The sequence below is a fragment of the Klebsiella sp. 2680 genome (assembly GCF_900198535.1).
Classification (GTDB): Bacteria; Pseudomonadota; Gammaproteobacteria; order Enterobacterales; family Enterobacteriaceae; genus Klebsiella; species Klebsiella indica.
This window is the reverse complement of sequence record NZ_FZNJ01000001.1, coordinates 385,048-402,985: the sequence shown is the minus strand read 5'-3', so window position 1 is coordinate 402,985 and position 17,938 is coordinate 385,048. Positions and strand designations below refer to the sequence as shown.

Sequence of the window (17,938 nt, the reverse complement as noted above, 5' to 3'; positions counted from 1 at the left end):
GCCTTTTTCCCCCTGGAGATTTTCTCCAGGACAGACTCTTTCATCTACAACAGTGGTGGTTTTCTATGCCTGTTATCCAGTCCGCCGGAAAAATTCTGGGTGTGATCTTTCCTGTTATCTTTTTAATGACTGCTTGCGATGGCGGTAATAAAAATTCCGCATCTCAGCAGGCTGTTCCCCAGGTGGATGTCTTTACACTTAAAACTCAGCCCGTGGTGATTTCGTCCCGTCTGCCGGGGCGGACGACCGCCGTCAGAACGGCGGAAGTCAGGCCTCAGGTTAGCGGTATTATTCTTCGGCGGATGTTTGAAGAAGGGACGGAAGTCAAAGCCGGGGAGCAGCTTTATCAGATAGATCCTGCAACGTATAAGGCAGCCTATGATAAAGCGAAAGCAACCCTGACGAGCGCTGACGCCCTGGAACGCCGGTATCGCGCGCTGGTTGCAACCAATGCTATCAGCAAACAGGATTATGATGATGCGGTATCCAGCGCTGCGCAGGCCAAAGCGGATCTTGAAACCGCGCAGATAAACCTGGATTACACGAAAGTCCGGGCTCCCATCTCCGGCAGGATCGACCGCTCGCTGGTAACCGAAGGCGCGCTGGTGACTAACGGGCAATCAGATTACCTGACCACCATAACTCAGCTTGATCCAATCTATGTTGATATTAGCGAATCGTCACGCAGCCTTCTGGAGCTAAGGGCAAGAATTAAGAGCGGGCAGATAAAAACCCTTAACGATCATGAAGCGTATGTCCGTTTAGTGCTGGAGGATGGTTCGGCTTATCCGCTCGATGGTCGCCTGGATTTTTCTGAAGTGCGGGTTGATGAAAGTACCGGTTCTGTCATCTTACGGGCTACCTTTCCCAATCCGGACAGGATGCTATTGCCAGGCATGTTTGTGCATGCAGTCCTGCAGCAAGGGATCCGCGAAGAAAGTACGCTGGTTCCCCAGGAGTCGGTCGGACATGATACGAAAGGCGATCCCTACGTTTATATTGTCGGTCCGAACAATATTGTCGAATTACGTCACATAAAAACGGAGGGGACACTGGGCGATAAATGGATCGTTTCCTCAGGTGTTCGTCCCGGTGAGCGGGTAGTGACAGCGGGTATTCAGATGATAAAGCAAGGGACAAAAGTCATTCCGACTGAAATGACGCCGCGTCAGGATAATACCGCAAGTAAAACATTGTCTATGACCGATCCTTCGGCTCAATAAATGAGAAAATGTGATGTCTAAATTCTTTATTGAACGCCCAATATTTGCGTGGGTAATTGCAATCATTATTATGATTGCAGGCGCCCTTGCTATTAAGAATCTCCCTGTCAATCAGTATCCGAATATTGCGCCACCGGCCATCTCTGTTTCCGTCACATATCCGGGGGCAAATGCTGACACCACGCAAAAAACGGTAGTCCAGGTGATCGAGCAGGAGCTCAGTGGTATTGATAATCTTCGTTATATTGAATCACAAAGTAACAGTGACGGCAGTGCAACAATTATTGTGACCTTTAATCAGGGAACGAATCCAGATATTGCCCAGGTTCAGGTACAGAATAAAGTGTCACTGGCCGAATCTCAGTTACCGGATGAAGTGGTCGATCAGGGTATTGATGTCGCCAAATACCAGATGAACTATATGCTGGTTGTCGGACTCTATTCTGATGATGGAAAACTGACCGATGGCGATCTCGGTGATATTCTGGTCTCGAAATTACAGGACCCGATTTCCCGTACCAACGGCGTCGGCGACTTTCTGGTGATGGGATCGGAATATGGTATGCGTATATGGCTGGACCCGGCCAAACTCTATAAGTATTCACTTGTTCCGAGCGATGTTTCTACCGCGATCAAGGAACAAAACGTCCAGGTTTCATCTGGTAAGCTGGGAGGATTACCCACCGTTGCCAATGCCAAATTCAGCGCAACGATTATCGGGAAAACGCGCCTGACGACAGTCAAGCAGTTTGAGAATATCCTGCTCAAAGTGAACACGGACGGTTCACAGGTTCGCCTGAAAGATGTGGCGAAAGTCGCACTTGGACCTAAAACATACAGCATTTCAGGTACCTATGATGGTAAGCCGTCTGCAGGGATAGCCCTGCGTCTGGCCAGCGGCGCGAACGTACTGGATACGGTCAGGGCGGTGAAGGCAACGATCGACGGTATCAAATCCTCCTTACCGGCGGGCGTTCATGTTGTTTTCCCATATGATACGTCTCCGGTGGTTAGCGCATCCATTCATGAAGTGGTGAAAACCCTCTGCGAGGCTATTGTTCTGGTTTTCCTGGTGATGCTGCTTTTCTTGCAAAACCTGCGGGCAACAATCATTACCACCCTTGTGGTGCCGGTTGTTTTGCTTGGCGCATTTGGCGTGCTCTATGCTTTCGGTTATTCCATTAACATCCTGACCATGTTTGGTATGGTGCTCGCCATAGGGTTACTGGTGGATGACGCTATCGTGGTGGTGGAAAACGTTGAGCGTGTCATGCATGAGGATGGACTGCCACCAAAAGAAGCCACGATTAAATCAATGGAGCAGGTTCAGGGCGCACTGTTCGGTATCGCAATGGTGTTATCCGCCGTGCTTTTACCCATGGCGTTCTTCAGTGGTTCAACAGGGATAATTTATCGGCAATTCTCCGTCGCCATTGTCTCCGCCATGATCCTTTCGGTACTTGTGGCGCTGATTTTTACGCCGGCACTCTGCGCAACAATGCTGAAACCGGTAAATCCGGAAACGAAAACCCGGGGATTTTCTGGCTTCTTCAACAAAATGTTTGACCGGGGGACGCTGCGATATACCCATGGCGTTGAAAAGGTCTTAAACAAACGCGCACTGTTCATGGCCTTCTATCTCGCACTTGTGGCGGCAACGGGATACCTATTTACCCGGGTACCCACGACGTTTTTACCCGATGAAGATCAGGCTCTGATGATGCTGCAGATCACATTACCCTCGAATGCCTCTGCCGAAAGGACCCAGCAGGTGATTGATGAGGTCGAGCATTATCTGCTGACTCAGGAGAAAGACGTTGTGGATTCGATTTTTGCGGCGAATGGCTTCAGTTTTGCCGGACGTGGACAAAATACGGCAAACGCATTCGTCCGTCTAAAAGACTGGAGCTTACGTAAAAAAGACTCGCAGAGCCTGCAGGCGCTGGCCAATAGGACCATGGCGCATTTTGCGTCCATGAAGGAGGGGGTGGCGATTGCGCTCATTCCGCCTGCGGTAATGGAACTGGGGAACTCGACCGGGTTCGATTTCTACCTCCAGGATCTGAACGGTAAAGGTCATGATGCCCTGATGAAAACCATGCAGGAGTTTATCAGTCTCGCGCAGAAGGATAAGCGTCTGACAATGGTTCGGCATAACGGTATGGCTGATGAGCCTCAATATAAACTGATTATTGATGATGAACGCGCAAGAGCACTGGGCGTCAGTATTGAAGATATTAATGACACATTATCCGCGGCCTGGGGCTCAAGCTATGTAAACCAGTTTATGTATGAAGGACGTGTTAAACAGGTGTATATCCAGGGCAATGCCGGTTCGCGTGTTGTTCCGGAAGATCTGGATAAATGGTATGTCAGAAATTCATCCGGAACAATGGTGCCGTTTTCAGCGTTTGGTTCAGGTAAATGGGTATTCGATTCTCCGCGCTTTGAACGGTTCAATGGTATTTCAGCTGTGAATATTATGGGCTCACCGGCAGCGGGATACAGTAGCGGTGATGCGGTTAAAGCCGTGCAGGAAATATTCAAAAAATTGCCCGGAGGATACAAAATAATGTGGCATGGCCTGTCTTATGAAGAGCAACTGGCCGGTTCACAGACAGTCTCCTTATATCTCTTCTCGGTGTTAATCGTGTTCCTCTGCCTGGCGGCATTGTATGAAAGCTGGTCGATTCCATTTTCAGTGTTACTGGTTGTTCCGCTAGGGGTAATGGGGACAATTATTGGCGTGCTGGTAAGGGGGCTCGAAAACGATGTGTTCTTCCAGGTTGGCCTGTTAACGACGGTCGGGCTGGCGGCGAAAAACGCCATCTTGATCGTCGAGTTTGCGAAAGATATTCATGAGAAAGAGGGGAAAGATATTGTGTACGCGGCGCGTGAAGCGGCCCGCTTGCGTTTGCGGCCAATTATCATGACATCAATGGCGTTTGTGCTGGGGGTATTTCCGCTCACGATCTCGCACGGGGCAGGTGCGGCCAGTCAGCACTCTATCGGTACCGCGGTGGTGGGCGGTATGTTGTCGGCAACATTCCTGGCGATTTATTTTGTCCCACTTTTTTATGTCATTGTGGTCCGTTTTTTCAGCCGTTTTAATTCGCAAAAGTAGCGGGGATATCATGAAAATCAAACCATCGTTTGCCCCTTCGCTGCTGGCCTGGAGTCTGATTCTTTTGTCTGGCTGTTCATTACAGCCGGCATATCATCGTCCGGCGATGCCTGTTCCGGCGCAGTGGCAGGAAGGACAGCAATCCGGGGATGCGGATTCGTCAACAGACTGGAAAAAATTCTACCGCGATCGGCGGCTGGTGAATTTAATTCAGCTGGCGCTTGAAAATAACCGCGATCTGCGGGTTGCCGCGTTGAACGTCGAAAGCGCGCAGGCCCAGTTCAGAATTGAACGCTCCGCGCTGTTTCCGACGATTGAAGCCAATATGAATAAAACGTCGGAGCGTGTGCCGGCGAACCTTTATTCCACAAGAAGCACGGGGGCGGCAACCTATCAGCAATATGAACTGTCGGCCGGAATAACCAGCTGGGAGCTGGATTTCTTTGGCCGGATACGCAGTCTCCGCGATAATGCGCTGGAAACGTATCTGGCGACGGCAGCCACAGAACAGGCAACGCGGATTAGCCTGATAGCCAGCGTCGCCACCGGATATATGTCTCTGGCGGCTGATCATGATCTGCTTCGCCTCGCGACAGAGACTGCCGATAGCCAGAAAAACACCTGGCTGTTAACACAGAGGAAGTATCTTGGCGGCAATGGTGTCGTTTCAGAACAGGATGTTATGCAGGCAGAAATGTCAGTCAGATCGGCTGAAGCGGATGTTGAAAAATACACCCGTCAGCTGAAACAGGATGAAAATGCCCTGAGTCTGCTGCTCGGCGTTCCCTTGCCGGCATCGGTTAAGCAAAACATGACGCTGGAGAATTACGTTGGCTTCCCTTCCGTGAAAGCGGGTATGCCTTCTGATTTATTGACCCGAAGGCCGGACATTATTGCGGCAGAGCATACTCTTAAAGCCGCAAATGCCAATATTGGCGCCGCAAGGGCGGCATTCTTTCCCAGCATCAGCCTGACAGCATCGGGGGGCTCGTTGTCTGACAGTCTTGGCCATTTGCTGGAAGGTGGAACGGCGGGCTGGAGTTTCCTGCCAGAAATTAATATCCCGATATTTACGGGTGGGAAAAACGAGGCCAATCTTGATGTGGCCAAACTGGAAAAACGTATCGAAATTGCGAATTATGAAAAGTCAATACAACAGGCTTTTGAGGAGGTATCGGATGCGCTCGCCGGGAAAGAAACCTACAGCAAGGAAGTGGCGGCACGAATAAAGGATTTAGATGCCAACAAACGTTATTATGGCCTTGCATTGCAACGCTATCAGGCCGGCGTCGACAGCCATCTTAATGTGCTGGTGGCGCAACGGGAACTTTATTCATCGGAAGAAGATGTGATTTCTGTAAAACTGGCTAGTCTGCAGCAAGATATTACTTTATATAAAGTACTCGGCGGCGGCTGGTAAATATCATCGCCCCCGGCCCATACCCGCTATTGGCTGAGGGGCTGTTGCAGAAAACAAGAAGAATGAAAAAACTGATATTAATTAATTTATGGTATGTCTATGGCAGCGAGAGAAGTAATAATCGGTATGCTTGTATGGATCGAGGAAAATATTCGTGAGGATATTCAACTGCGGGATATAGAGACTCGCTCCGGCTATACCCGATGGTATTTTAATCGGGTTTTCTGTCAAGTGATGGATATCAATGTTGCCGAATACATTCGACGCAGGCGGCTGACGCTGGCTTTCGCTGAACTCAAAATTACGTCGCGCACGGTTTCAGAGATAGCGATTGGTCTTGGGTTCGGGACGGTACAAAGCTTCTGTCGGGCGTTTCGCTTGCAGTACGGATGTACTCCTCTACAGGCAAGGCGGGATCCGGTTACCGACTTCAGAAAGCAGCTTCCCGGGCCGGAGTCAAACGATAGGTTTTGTCTGGACAAGATTATTTATACGGAATTGAAAATACGCAGCTTAAAAATATCCATGTCAGACGAAAATGCCATTATTAACCATTCCGGGCATTATATCCAGTCAAAAGTCACGAGATTTCAGAAGCGTCTGCAGGCTGATGTGGACAGTCTCGGGTTTGCTATTGAGATAAATTCGTTGGCTTCTGAGCGACGAGGAACTCAGTATATTCATCCGGTGGAGGCGCTACGTCCTGACAGTAGAGAGGGGCAAGAGAGAATAAATTACAAAGTGCTGGATGAGGGACGATATGCGGTATTATATATGCGCGTCAGCGCTGAGGTGATACACAGGGTAACTGAATACCTGTACACCCACTATTTGCCCGCATGTCCATTGATTAAAAGAGACGGTCTCGATTTTATGCAGATCAGGGGGCAGGTGCGAGGAAGTCCCGACATGCGTAAAGTCATATATTTTATGCCCATTGATTATACCGATAATTAAGCGTAGCGAGATGATTCCTGATAATGTGTAACGGCCACTGTATTAAGGACAGTCACGCAGTTGCTCATTAAACCACACAACGCAGTGCTGGCCTATATTGACTGCCCGGAGCGGATTGACTTTTCGTTATGGGTAATCACCTCTGCATGCTGATAAGCGGCGGGATGCAATTTTAACTGCCGGGGACGCGACCGGCATGGGCCTTCCGTCTGCTACAGGAAAAGCGTCCCCGTCCCTCTTCCCTGGAAGCATAGCGCGTCGATAATGCTCTTATCCCTTTGCGTTCACTGGCCCTTTCTCCGCCGGGCGATCCGCATCCGGACTGGCCTCCTCGATGACCTCTGTAGGAACAGGCGGAGAATTTCTGACGACACGGCACGCTAATTTTGCCGTGAATGCTGCTGAGTTCCGTTGTCCGTCAGTTTACCGGGACAGGCAAAATGAAAGATAAACAGCCATTTGAGCGAAATTTTCTGTTCGTTAACATGCTAATGTTAGCTATTCAATGACACGTTTACTTCATTTTTCATATTTATATTATTATGTTACTGATTCGTTCTATTATTTACTTTTTCCTTGCTGTGATACTTGCAAGCACTGTCGTTTTAGGTTTGTGGCTTGATGTCTGTTGGCTACAGGACAAGCTCGGTGAAGTCTCGGTGACAGAAATACTTCAGGAATCGATACTGGCAGTGATCGTGTTTATCCATTTCAAATTAGTGAAAGATTCCGCGCACATGCGCGAGTGCCATCTCCTGATTGGTGGTTTTTTCCTTGCGATGCTTATTCGTGAACTGGATGGTTTGTTTGATTTAATTTCTCACGGTAGCTGGGTATGGTTTGCGCTGAGCACCTCTGTGGCGATTATTGCGTATACCGCGAGGAATTACCGTCAGGCACTCGATGATCTCGCTCGTTACCCACTGATGCCTTACTATGGAATGATGATCTCCGGGCTACTGTGTATACTGGTTTTTTCACGATTATTTGGTATGCACTTATTGTGGGAGACAGTGCTCAGAGAGCAATATGTTCGGGTAGTTAAAAATATGGTGGAAGAGGGGGCAGAATCGTTTGGCTATGTGCTATGCCTGACGTCGAGCATTGGCTATTATTTCTACCAGCGTAAAGCAGAGCACAATTCGTATAACGAACGTCCGACAGAATAAGTTCGCAGAGCGAGTGTAAAATATTGCCATGCGCAGAGATATGCTCACTGTAGAATGCGCTGGCTTATTTGAAAGCGCTGCGTCTTGTCGATGAGTTGCCTGAATATTCCACTTTAATCCTTACCGTCAGTTCGTGCTACCAGCAGCTGCGGCTGGTGGTTTGCACGACATTCAGCCGGGTAAGTTTGCGGGCGTACCCTCCGCCTGTATCAGCAGGATCGGCCAGAGAATCACCTTAGTGCCAGCAAATTGAACCACCAATGAGGCGCTAATATAATATTATTAGCATGTGAGCGGAGGCCATGTGCCATTGCGCTGTGTTCGAGAATCATGATTGACTGAGCGCCGTTTCGTGAATGACAGCGTCATTGTCCGTGATGCCGAAAGAGGTTTCCTGGTGGCGATGTGCTGAGTAATGATTAATAAAATATTTCTGTTTTTATTGTAATAAATATATTGTACATATTTTGTAATAGTACAATATTTCCATCATGCAAAAGGTTGTATATGTATTGGCTGTGTTACCTGACCCATTCAGGTGCCTCATCCTTATTGGCTGCCGCTGCGCGGCGTTCTAATTTGTTCCCGACAATCTGTGAGTTGTTTTATTCTGCAGGTTGCATTAATTAAAATATAAATATAATTCCCTGGGCTTTATCTTTTAATTGTATGAATAACTGTTGTCTCTTTTATTTATAGTGTGGTATTTTTGTGTTTTTTTATGCTAAATGATTTAAATGGTGAGGATCGCTGACAGTATATATTATGCATTCAAAAACATCCCTGTTCTTCAGGTTTCAATAAGGAGATATTCTATTACCTCTGTTTTTGTTAAAATGTATCACCACAGCGTTGATAATGATTGGTTGAGAGCAATTGTATGCTTTTGGGACTTAATTTATCACCTTCATTTATTTGTATTCGACATTGAATACCAGCATCATAACACTTTTTATACCATTCAGCGATCTGCAATGCATCGCCTTCTAGTTTGACAGGTTTTCCATTTGACCGCCATAACTGTAAACAGGTTGTTTTATTCAGTCGTATAACATAAGCACAACGGTATACGGAATAACATTTATCATTAATTTCGATCTCAGTTTCGTTAATATCAGTGGTCACTATAGACGCGGGTAAAACGTGGCATTCCTGCGTACGCGCTTTTGCCTGTTCTTCACGTTTTTCTCGCTCAAGTAAGGGGTATGCAGTTGCTTTGCCTGTCTCTGTCAGTTCGACAGCAAGTTGTAAATTCCTGGCCCTTAATGTGCAAACAAATCCGGCTTCCTCGAGTTTTCTACAGGCGGCTCTTAAGTTCGAACCGTATACGGGCTTTTCTCCTCCTTGTTCAAGTACGCGTTCAATATCCTTAGTTGCGACTGGCATATGCTTACGTTGATCTAAAGCGGCAAGCACAATGAGAATGTTTTTCTGTAACGCAGACATTCTGCGTGCAGATTTACTAATATCGGGCATGATATGTTATACCTTTCACCAGTGTTATTTACGGTTGTACGTGACGAAAGTTATCCGACTGAAATAAATTTATTGCACCCTGCATCACGATAATAACCGTGATTCTGAATTGAATGCTTTTTTACCATCTGATGGTGTAAAAATTGGGTTTATTTTGTGATAATGATATTGGATTGCTATCATCCGATAATGACAGGAATGAATAGTGACGTTTATTTTATTCATATCTTGATTGTTTTGCCGTTCTGTGTGTAAATCATATGCAGATTGATTTATTTACGGAAATCGTTAATCATCCGTCTTACCTTCTTCTGCTTTGAAATGTTTTTTTGATTCTTCGTCTGTCTCTGATGTATGACATAAAAGATGCTATTGAAATGATTAAAAGTACAATAGCGAGCCCAAGGAAAAATAGGTTTCCCATTTCATACCTCATACGTGTGTCGTTAATGTCAGAGCGAGTGCTGGCTGGCATGAACTAATATATAATAAGATTAAGAAAAATCCTATTGTCGTAAAATGAAAATATGAAATAAATTTCGCTGGTGAGGATGTGAACTGTATTGATAAGTAATTGCAATGAATGGATAACGCGCTTTTTGTTAATCAGTCATTGTGACCGCTTATTTTGCTGAATAATCATTTTTCTCTCAATTCATTCAATGAATTTTTAAGACGTCGTCGTTATTCACTTATTAAGTGAGGTATGTCGGTATAACGTGTCGGTGGTGATTATTATGGCTATTGGTATTTATGGGGGGAATTAGTTTTAATTTTTCTCGGGGAGCGAATCATGACATTACGAATTAATGTTGCGATTGTAATATAAACCTGTGCAAGCCAGTGAGTCATCCTGGTTTACATATTCCCGAACATTAATTCGTTCCTGCTGCATTCATTTTGTGCGGGGAAGAGAAGGGGGTTGCATCAGAAGTGCTATGTCCGGGCGTTTGCCCCCGGCGGGCGAATAATTCTCATAACCGCGGAGCGGAGTTAGAACTTCGGATGATAAACGCGGCTGCAACCGATCGGTCGATATCCGGGAGAGAGAAAATACGGTGTTATACGGCCAGATATATGATGGTGTAATGATTTATCGGCGGTATTTTAAGGCTAGCCGCTGCTGAAGATACGGCAATAGGGAAGGAAATGTATAAAAAATCCACGCAATAGCGTGGATTTTACCGATTCTGGCGTTTTCATGAGATTGGATAAAACCTCATGAGACGAGCCATTCTCATTAGACGTTAAACAAGAAGTTCATAATATCGCCATCCTTCACGATATAATCTTTACCTTCTGCACGCATTTTCCCGGCTTCTTTCGCGCCTTGTTCGCCTTTATAGGTAATAAAGTCTTCAAAGGCGATCGTCTGCGCGCGGATAAAGCCTTTCTCGAAATCGGTATGGATTTTTCCCGCTGCCTGAGGGGCGGTTGCGCCAACCGGGATAGTCCATGCGCGAACTTCTTTCACGCCGGCGGTGAAGTAGGTCTGTAGGTTCAGCAGCTCGTAACCGGCACGGATAACCCGGTTCAAACCCGGTTCTTCCAGACCCATCTCAGCCATAAATTCATCGCGATCGGCATCGTCCAGCTCAGCGATATCGGCCTCAACGGCCGCACACACCGCAACCACCACGGAACCTTCGGCGGCGGCAATTTCACGAACTTTGTCGAGATAGGGATTGTTCTCAAAGCCATCTTCGTTGACGTTTGCGATATACATAGTTGGCTTCAGCGTCAGGAAGCTCAGGTATTTGATGGCGGCTTTGTCTTCATCGGTCAGGTCTTTCAGGGCACGCAGCATACCGGCGTTCTCCAGATGCGGGAGGCATTTTTCCAGCGCCGCCAGTTCTGCTTTAGCGTCTTTATCGCCGCCTTTCGCTTTTTTCTGCACCCGGTGGATAGCGCGCTCGCAGGTGTCCAGATCGGACAGCGCCAGCTCAGTGTTGATCACGTCGATGTCGTTAGCCGGGTCCACTTTGTTATTTACGTGGATGATGTTGTCGTTTTCAAAGCAGCGCACCACATGGCCGATAGCTTCGGTTTCGCGGATGTTGGTCAGAAACTGGTTACCCAGACCTTCACCTTTAGAGGCTCCTTTTACCAGACCTGCGATATCAACGAATTCCATTGTCGTGGGCAAAATACGCTGCGGTTTGACGATTTCAGCCAGTTTGTCCAGACGCGGATCGGGCATCGGCACGACACCGGTGTTCGGCTCAATGGTACAGAAGGGGAAGTTGGCCGCTTCAATACCCGCTTTAGTGAGCGCATTGAACAGGGTGGATTTGCCGACGTTGGGCAAACCGACGATACCGCATTTGAATCCCATGATTTAAATCACCTTAATCTTTGGATAATCAATCTGTTACGATGAACAGATTGCAGAAAAGTTAATAACTACGCCTATTATACACGGTGCGTGATAAAAATTCCGCACGTCGACCGGTTATTGCGCTTTAAATGCGTGTAAACGATTGGTCGCTTTGGTGAGCCCATCTTTCATCCACACTTCAGTGCAGCGAGCCGCTTCGTCAACGGCTTCATCAATCAGCTTCTGTTCACCGGCTGGCGGTTTGCCCAGGACGAAACCGACGACTTTATTTTTATCACCTGGATGACCGATTCCCACGCGTAAGCGGTGAAAGTTCGGGTTATTACCCAGCTTGCTGATGATATCCTTCAGTCCATTATGTCCCCCATGACCGCCGCCAAGTTTGAACTTAGCAACGCCGGGGGGTAAGTCGAGCTCATCGTGGGCGACCAGAATTTCATCCGGGTTGATACGAAAGAAGGTCGCCATCGCGGCGACGGCTTTACCGCTAAGGTTCATAAAGGTCGTCGGGACCAGCAAACGAATATCCTCACCCGCAAGGGTAATCCGCGAGGTGTAGCCGAAGAATTTGCTCTCTTCACGTAGCGGCGCACGATGACGCTCAGCCAGTAAATCCACATACCAGGCACCCGCGTTATGGCGGGTTGCCGCGTACTCAGCGCCGGGGTTCGCCAGGCCGACAATCAGTTTTATCGTCACTTTTTTATCCTGCATGGATCGTTCTCTGTGGCGTAGTGTACTGTCTGCGCGCACGGTTGACAAAACTCTGCCAACGAAGCGCGGCGGATAAGGATAATTACCCGGTTGAATAATTAGAATTTGATATTGTTCAGGGGCTTATTTGTAAATTTTTGTTAGCGCGCGGTGTGCTTATGTGATCGCTCACGCAATCAGCAGATTGGTCATTGTCTATACTATACCCATAGGATTTGGGGATATTCCCATGCAACCCAAGGTTCCGGAGGTGACATATGAAACGCAGAAACGCTTCGTTACTCGGTAATGTGCTGATGGGGATGGGGTTGGTCGTCATGGTTGTCGGCGTTGGCTACTCTATTTTAAACCAGCTTCCACAGCTTGACCTGCCGCAGATTTTCGCGCATGGCGCGATCCTGAGTATTTTTGTTGGCGCGGTGCTGTGGCTGGCGGGCGCACGTATCGGCGGTCATGAGCAGGTCAGCGACAGATACTGGTGGGTTCGCCACTATGATAAACGCTGCCGTCGCGATCAGCATCGCCACAGTTAAGTAAATTCCTTTCACCAGCCGTTGATAACGGCTGGTGCGTTTTAATGTAGCCTGTTCAGGCAGTCCACTTATTGTCCCCTGTATTGGTCATCATATTGTGAGCGCACTTTCGTGGCGATGCTATTGAACGGATTACCCATGGTGTCTTACTCCCTGGATCACTATTGCCTGCATCGGCGGACATCCAGATGCGCGGTGATGCAGGGCATTCGGATGTGCGTAATCTACACAGATACCATGCGTAAATCAGCTGACGCTTCGTTATACCATAGAGCAGGAACCGCATTGGCGAAGGAGATATGGAGGAGAGCCAGGTGCCCGGCAAGATGGTGCGGCAGGCGCGGGGCCTGCCGCCGGGTAATTAAAGATCCACCAGCGCGGCGTTACGGTCCGGGTAGAAGCTCAGGCGACCCGGAATCGGTTTGACGCCGGCACGGGCCAGCGTACGCAGCGGCTGGAATTCGAGGTTGGAGACGCGCAGTTCGCAGCCTTCAGGCAGCTTTTTCACGAAGCGCTGGAAGGCATCCAGCCCGCCGGCATCCAGCACCGGCACCGCATCCCATTTCAGCACCACGATGCGTTTGCCCGTGATTCGCGTCTCCAGATCGGTAAACAGCCCCTCAGCGGCGGCGAAAAACAGCGGCCCTATGACGCGCAGCACCAGCACGTCATCCGGAACCTCGACATTAACTGGCGCAAGGCGGGTCATACGCGCAATCCGCCGCATAAACAGCAGGGAGGCCAGCACAATACCGATGCTGATGGCGATGACCATATCAAATAGCACGGTCAGCGACATACACAACAGCATCACAATGATGTCGTCTTTTGGCGCGTAGCGCAGCAGGTTAATCACCTTATGCGCTTCACTCATATTCCATGCCACCATCAGCAGCAACGCCGCCATTGCGGAAAGCGGTAGCCAGGAGAGCAGGGGCGCGAGGACCAGCAGCGCCATGATCACCAGCAGCGCGTGGATCACAGCGGAAATCGGCGAGGTCGCGCCAGCACGGACGTTAGCGGCGGAACGGGCGATGGCTGCGGTGGCAGTAATTCCCCCGAAGAAGGGGGCGACAATGTTCCCCAGACCCTGACCAATCAGTTCGCTGTTGGCTTTATGCTTGGTGCCTGTCATACCATCCAGCACCACGGCGCAGAGTAGAGATTCAATCGCCCCGAGCATGGCCATTGAGAACGCAGCGGGGAGCAGCGCCTGTAATGAAGACCAGTTAAGCGTGAAGTCTGAACCTGGCATATTCCACGGCAGTACCAGTTGCGGCAGTAACTGAGGAATACCGTTACCCTGGCTACCATCGGCGAGAATATAGTGGAACTGCGAGCCAATGGTGGCGACGTTGTCGCCAAGCAGGTTAGCCACGCCCATAACCATACAGCCCGCCAGCAAGGCCGGGAGGTGTCCTGGCAACCGGATACCAAGGCGAGGCCAGATAATCAGCGTGCCCAGTGTGACAATGCCAATGACGGCATCACCCAGATTAATGGTCGGCAGCGCCATGACCAGTGCGGCGACTTTCTGCAAATAATGTTCAGGTACATGCGCCATCTGCAAACCAAGAAAATCTTTAATTTGCATGGTACCAATGGTAATACCGATCCCTGAGGTGAAGCCGAGCGTGACCGATAGCGGAATATATTCAATCAGGCGACCAAAGCGCGCCAGACCAAAAAAAATCAAGAACAACCCCGACATTAATGTCGCCACCAGCAGCCCTGAAAGGCCGAACTGTTGCGAGACGGGATACAGAATGACCACGAAAGCGGCGGTCGGACCGGAAACGCTAAAGCGCGACCCGCCGGTTAACGCAATGACGATCCCCGCCACCGCCGAGGTATAAAGACCGTACTGAGGCGCCACGCCACTGCCAATAGCCAGCGCCATTGCCAGCGGAATAGCGATAATCCCAACGGTTATCCCGGCAATGACATCGCGAGTAAACCGCGAAACGGTATATTTTTCTTTCCAGCAAGCGTCGATGAGGGCGCGGAAAGGCATCACATGTGAGGAAAATAATCTGTTCACAATAATGTTTGATCCATAAGCGCATCATCTGTCAACTGAATGGCAGGTGAAGGAGGCATTAGTCATTCCCACGTCATTATTCCGAAAGCCAGTACTGGCGGCGGTCGCCGGCTGATCTGGACCTTGCTGGCCGTAACGCGCCGCATGACTCCCCGCGCGTCAGCCACCTGTTGCCAGTCATTTTCGTTGCCGCCTTACTGTGTCCGAAATGATTTTGTGGAATAAAAGTTCAGGGACAAAAAAAACCCGCCGCAGCGGGTTTTTATGCCAGGCTCGATTAATGTTCGAACATAGCAGAAATAGATTCTTCGTTGCTGATACGACGAATCGCTTCGGCCAACATACCAGACAGCGTCAGGGTACGAACTTTATCCAGCGCTTTGATTTCTGGCGTCAGCGGAATAGTATCGCAGACGACAAATTCGTCAATCACCGAATTTTTGATGTTCTGAATGGCGTTGCCAGAGAAGATCGGGTGCGTCGCGTAGGCGAAGACCCGTTTTGCACCACGCTCTTTCAGCGCTTCCGCCGCTTTACACAGCGTACCACCGGTATCAATCATATCATCGACCATAACGCAGTCACGGCCTGCAACGTCACCAATGATGTGCATCACCTGAGAAACGTTAGCGCGCGGACGACGTTTATCGATGATCGCCATGTCGGTATCGTTCAGCAGTTTGGCGATCGCGCGGGCGCGAACAACGCCACCGATGTCCGGAGAAACCACGATCGGGTTATCCAGGTTCAGCTGCAGCATATCCTCCAGCAGGATTGGGCTGCCGAATACGTTATCAACCGGAACGTCAAAGAAGCCCTGAATTTGCTCGGCGTGCAGGTCAACGGTCAGCACGCGGTCGACGCCAACGCTGGAGAGGAAATCGGCAACCACTTTTGCGGTGATAGGCACACGAGCAGAACGAACACGACGGTCCTGACGAGCGTAACCGAAGTAAGGGATAACGGCGGTGATACGACCTGCCGAAGCACGACGCAGAGCATCGACCATAACAACCAGTTCCATCAGGTTGTCATTGGTGGGAGCACAAGTGGACTGGATGATGAAAATATCACCACCGCGTACGTTTTCATTGATTTGTACGCTGACTTCGCCGTCGCTAAAACGACCTACAGCGGCGTCGCCAAGAGAAGTGTACAGACGGTTGGCAATACGTTGTGCTAGTTCCGGGGTGGCGTTACCAGCAAAAAGCTTCATATCAGGCACGAGAAGAACCTCAGGCATGCGTCCAGTGGTGGATGAAATGAGCCAAAAAAAAGTGCGGGTGGGCACGATTTCATCCAGGCGGTGTATTTAAAGAGCCCGATGCAACGTCTGGAACAAGGTGACGTTGTCACCGTAACTCAGTTTCCCCGGCGTTTTCTCCATCGTTGCTGAAATCAGCAGGCCTGGAGCAGCGCTTGCTTGAGCGGAGAGATGTTAACACCTCGCGCCACAAAGCCATGCAGCCATGCCGGGGCTTTTTCAAGCACCTGACGAGCGGCGGATTCCGTGTTAAATTCAGCAAACACACAGGCACCGGTGCCAGTCAGGCGCGACGGCGCATATTCTAGCAGCCAGGAAAGCGCCGCATCAACCTCACGAAAACGTTTTCTTGCGATAACCTCGCAATCATTACCGAATTTACATTTTAATAACGTCTCAAGTGACCGCCGGGGTGTATTGCGGGGGAGTTCAGGATCGCGAAATATGATCGGCGTAGGGATACTGATGCCGGGATGGGCCACCAGATACCACTTCTCTTCGGGATCGGCGGGGGTCAGAATTTCACCGACGCCTTCGGCAAAAGCCGCATGGCCGTGGACAAATACCGGCACATCGGCACCCAGCTGCAAACCTAAATCCGCCAACTGATTTTCGCTCAGGCCGCAACCCCATAAGTGATTGAGCGCTACCAGCACGGTCGCGGCGTTGGACGAACCGCCGCCGAGACCGCCGCCCATCGGCAGAATTTTGTCGATACGGATATCGGCGCCGCTACCGGCCGGAAGCTTCCCGGCGTGTTTCGCCGTTTGCATCAGTAGCCTGGCCGCGCGGATAATCAGATTCTCTTCATCAGGCACGCCGTCAACCGGCGTCAGCAGTTGCAGTTTGCCATCGTCACGCGGTTCAATAGTCAGCGTATCGCCATAGTCAAGAAACTGAAATAGCGTCTGCAGCCTGTGATAACCATCGGCGCGCTGGCCGGTAATATATAAAAACAGGTTCAATTTTGCGGGAGAAGGCCAGCGGGTCATCATTTCACAATCCAGTTATCCATTTTCAGCTTGAGGCGCTGATGACCATCGTTGAGTTCCATATTGGTCGGTAGCGAAGGTTTCGTGTCGGTGGAGTAGCTGTCCCAGGTGACGCGCCAGGTTTTACCGTTTTGCCTGTAGCTCAGTTTGCGCAGGCGGTACTGGTCATCCAGCGCGTAATCGGTGGCCGCGCCAGGCAGGCCAATAATCCACTGGCGCAGGCTGTTAAGCGGGATCGGCATGCCGGTCAGGCGGGCGAGCATCTCTTCCGCATTGGTCGCCGTGTAGGTCTGGCCTTTATTATCAATAATTTGTACGCTACCGGGCTGTGCGGTTAACGAGAGCTCGGTGCTGCCGAGCGGGTTAGTCAGTAGCAGGCGATAGCGGTCCTGGCCGGTTTGTTGCCAGAAGAAGCGGGCATACACCTTTTGCTCATCAGAAAGATAAGCAAAGGCTCCGCGCGTCTGGAACTGGCTGAGGTTGCGGACATCTTGCTGGTGCTGACGCCACTGCGGAGAGTCCGGACTTTTGCCCGGTCCCTGCGGCGCATTAATGGTACAGGCGGTCAGAACGAGGCTTGCCAGCGGCAACAGACGGAACAGTCGATTCATAATGATGACAAATCCTTGATGTCTACAGTGAAATGCGGCGAATGGAATAAAGAGGCGGCCGATTTGTGTAGCGGGT

General features: G+C 49.7%; 14 protein-coding genes. 6 read left to right on the top strand and 8 right to left on the bottom strand.

The features are described from left to right. Positions 1-65 precede the first annotated feature (65 nt). The 5 genes from FN037_RS02035 to FN037_RS02015 all read left to right on the top strand — a co-directional run bounded on the left by FN037_RS02035 (position 66) and on the right by FN037_RS02015 (position 7,893). A complete protein-coding gene (locus tag FN037_RS02035; protein ID WP_142501445.1) occupies positions 66-1,223 on the top strand; it encodes an efflux RND transporter periplasmic adaptor subunit in 1,158 nt (385 codons plus the stop codon). A gap of 13 nt (positions 1,224-1,236) precedes the next feature. Next, on the top strand, positions 1,237-4,347 hold the full coding sequence (locus FN037_RS02030) for an efflux RND transporter permease subunit (protein ID WP_142501444.1): 3,111 nt from the start codon (positions 1,237-1,239) through the stop codon (positions 4,345-4,347). Positions 4,348-4,357: 10 nt separating this feature from the next. Then, positions 4,358-5,767, top strand: a complete 1,410-nt coding sequence (locus tag FN037_RS02025) for an efflux transporter outer membrane subunit (protein WP_138360317.1) — start codon at positions 4,358-4,360, stop codon at positions 5,765-5,767. A gap of 99 nt (positions 5,768-5,866) precedes the next feature. After that, complete coding sequence (locus FN037_RS02020; RefSeq protein WP_185929215.1) at positions 5,867-6,724, top strand: helix-turn-helix domain-containing protein; 858 nt, start codon at positions 5,867-5,869, stop codon at positions 6,722-6,724. Positions 6,725-7,266: 542 nt separating this feature from the next. Further along, complete coding sequence (locus tag FN037_RS02015; protein ID WP_138360319.1) at positions 7,267-7,893, top strand: transporter; 627 nt, start codon at positions 7,267-7,269, stop codon at positions 7,891-7,893. A gap of 831 nt (positions 7,894-8,724) precedes the next feature. Here the strand turns inward: FN037_RS02015 and FN037_RS02010 are convergent. The 4 genes from FN037_RS02010 to pth all read right to left on the bottom strand — a co-directional run bounded on the left by FN037_RS02010 (position 8,725) and on the right by pth (position 12,406). Beyond that, complete coding sequence (locus FN037_RS02010) at positions 8,725-9,369, bottom strand: hypothetical protein (protein ID WP_142501442.1); 645 nt, start codon at positions 9,367-9,369, stop codon at positions 8,725-8,727. 301 nt (positions 9,370-9,670) lie between these two features. Beyond that, positions 9,671-9,793, bottom strand: a complete 123-nt coding sequence (locus FN037_RS02005) for a small membrane protein (RefSeq protein WP_138360399.1) — start codon at positions 9,791-9,793, stop codon at positions 9,671-9,673. Positions 9,794-10,609: 816 nt separating this feature from the next. Next, complete coding sequence (gene ychF / locus FN037_RS02000) at positions 10,610-11,704, bottom strand: redox-regulated ATPase YchF (RefSeq protein WP_138360321.1); 1,095 nt, start codon at positions 11,702-11,704, stop codon at positions 10,610-10,612. Positions 11,705-11,821: 117 nt separating this feature from the next. Further along, on the bottom strand, positions 11,822-12,406 hold the full coding sequence (gene pth / locus FN037_RS01995; protein WP_138360322.1) for an aminoacyl-tRNA hydrolase: 585 nt from the start codon (positions 12,404-12,406) through the stop codon (positions 11,822-11,824). A gap of 272 nt (positions 12,407-12,678) precedes the next feature. Here pth and ychH point away from each other — a divergent pair, with 272 nt between their 5' ends. Continuing rightward, positions 12,679-12,954, top strand: a complete 276-nt coding sequence (gene ychH, locus FN037_RS01990; protein ID WP_138360323.1) for a stress-induced protein YchH — start codon at positions 12,679-12,681, stop codon at positions 12,952-12,954. 361 nt (positions 12,955-13,315) lie between these two features. Here the strand turns inward: ychH and dauA are convergent, their stop codons facing one another. From dauA to lolB, 4 genes are all read right to left on the bottom strand, one after another. After that, positions 13,316-14,995 carry a C4-dicarboxylic acid transporter DauA gene (dauA, locus tag FN037_RS01985; protein WP_142501441.1) on the bottom strand — a complete coding sequence of 560 codons (1,680 nt, stop codon included), beginning with the start codon at positions 14,993-14,995 and terminating at the stop codon, positions 13,316-13,318. Positions 14,996-15,272: 277 nt separating this feature from the next. Next, a complete protein-coding gene (gene prs, locus FN037_RS01980; RefSeq protein ID WP_015367113.1) occupies positions 15,273-16,220 on the bottom strand; it encodes a ribose-phosphate diphosphokinase in 948 nt (315 codons plus the stop codon). A gap of 173 nt (positions 16,221-16,393) precedes the next feature. After that, the gene (gene ispE / locus FN037_RS01975; RefSeq protein ID WP_185929227.1) at positions 16,394-17,251 is read right to left on the bottom strand and encodes a 4-(cytidine 5'-diphospho)-2-C-methyl-D-erythritol kinase; all 858 of its coding nucleotides are present in this window, start codon (positions 17,249-17,251) and stop codon (positions 16,394-16,396) included. Next, positions 17,251-17,862, bottom strand: coding sequence for a lipoprotein insertase outer membrane protein LolB (gene lolB / locus FN037_RS01970; RefSeq protein ID WP_138360326.1), 612 nt, complete (start codon positions 17,860-17,862; stop codon positions 17,251-17,253). Before lolB ends, ispE begins: the two co-directional genes overlap by 1 nt. Positions 17,863-17,938: the final 76 nt, after the last annotated feature.

What these genes read in the sequence shown, in the direction of transcription:
- FN037_RS02015 (WP_138360319.1), top strand. Translation starts at nt 7,267, where the DNA reads ATGTTACTGATTCGTTCTATTATTTACTTTTTCCTTGCTGTGATACTT.
- FN037_RS02020 (WP_185929215.1), top strand. Translation starts at nt 5,867, where the DNA reads ATGGCAGCGAGAGAAGTAATAATCGGTATGCTTGTATGGATCGAGGAA.
- lolB (WP_138360326.1), bottom strand. Translation starts at nt 17,862, where the DNA reads ATGAATCGACTGTTCCGTCTGTTGCCGCTGGCAAGCCTCGTTCTGACC.
- FN037_RS02035 (WP_142501445.1), top strand. Translation starts at nt 66, where the DNA reads ATGCCTGTTATCCAGTCCGCCGGAAAAATTCTGGGTGTGATCTTTCCT.
- ispE (WP_185929227.1), bottom strand. Translation starts at nt 17,251, where the DNA reads ATGACCCGCTGGCCTTCTCCCGCAAAATTGAACCTGTTTTTATATATT.
- FN037_RS02030 (WP_142501444.1), top strand. Translation starts at nt 1,237, where the DNA reads ATGTCTAAATTCTTTATTGAACGCCCAATATTTGCGTGGGTAATTGCA.
- FN037_RS02010 (WP_142501442.1), bottom strand. Translation starts at nt 9,369, where the DNA reads ATGCCCGATATTAGTAAATCTGCACGCAGAATGTCTGCGTTACAGAAA.
- FN037_RS02025 (WP_138360317.1), top strand. Translation starts at nt 4,358, where the DNA reads ATGAAAATCAAACCATCGTTTGCCCCTTCGCTGCTGGCCTGGAGTCTG.
- FN037_RS02005 (WP_138360399.1), bottom strand. Translation starts at nt 9,793, where the DNA reads ATGGGAAACCTATTTTTCCTTGGGCTCGCTATTGTACTTTTAATCATT.
- ychF (WP_138360321.1), bottom strand. Translation starts at nt 11,704, where the DNA reads ATGGGATTCAAATGCGGTATCGTCGGTTTGCCCAACGTCGGCAAATCC.
- ychH (WP_138360323.1), top strand. Translation starts at nt 12,679, where the DNA reads ATGAAACGCAGAAACGCTTCGTTACTCGGTAATGTGCTGATGGGGATG.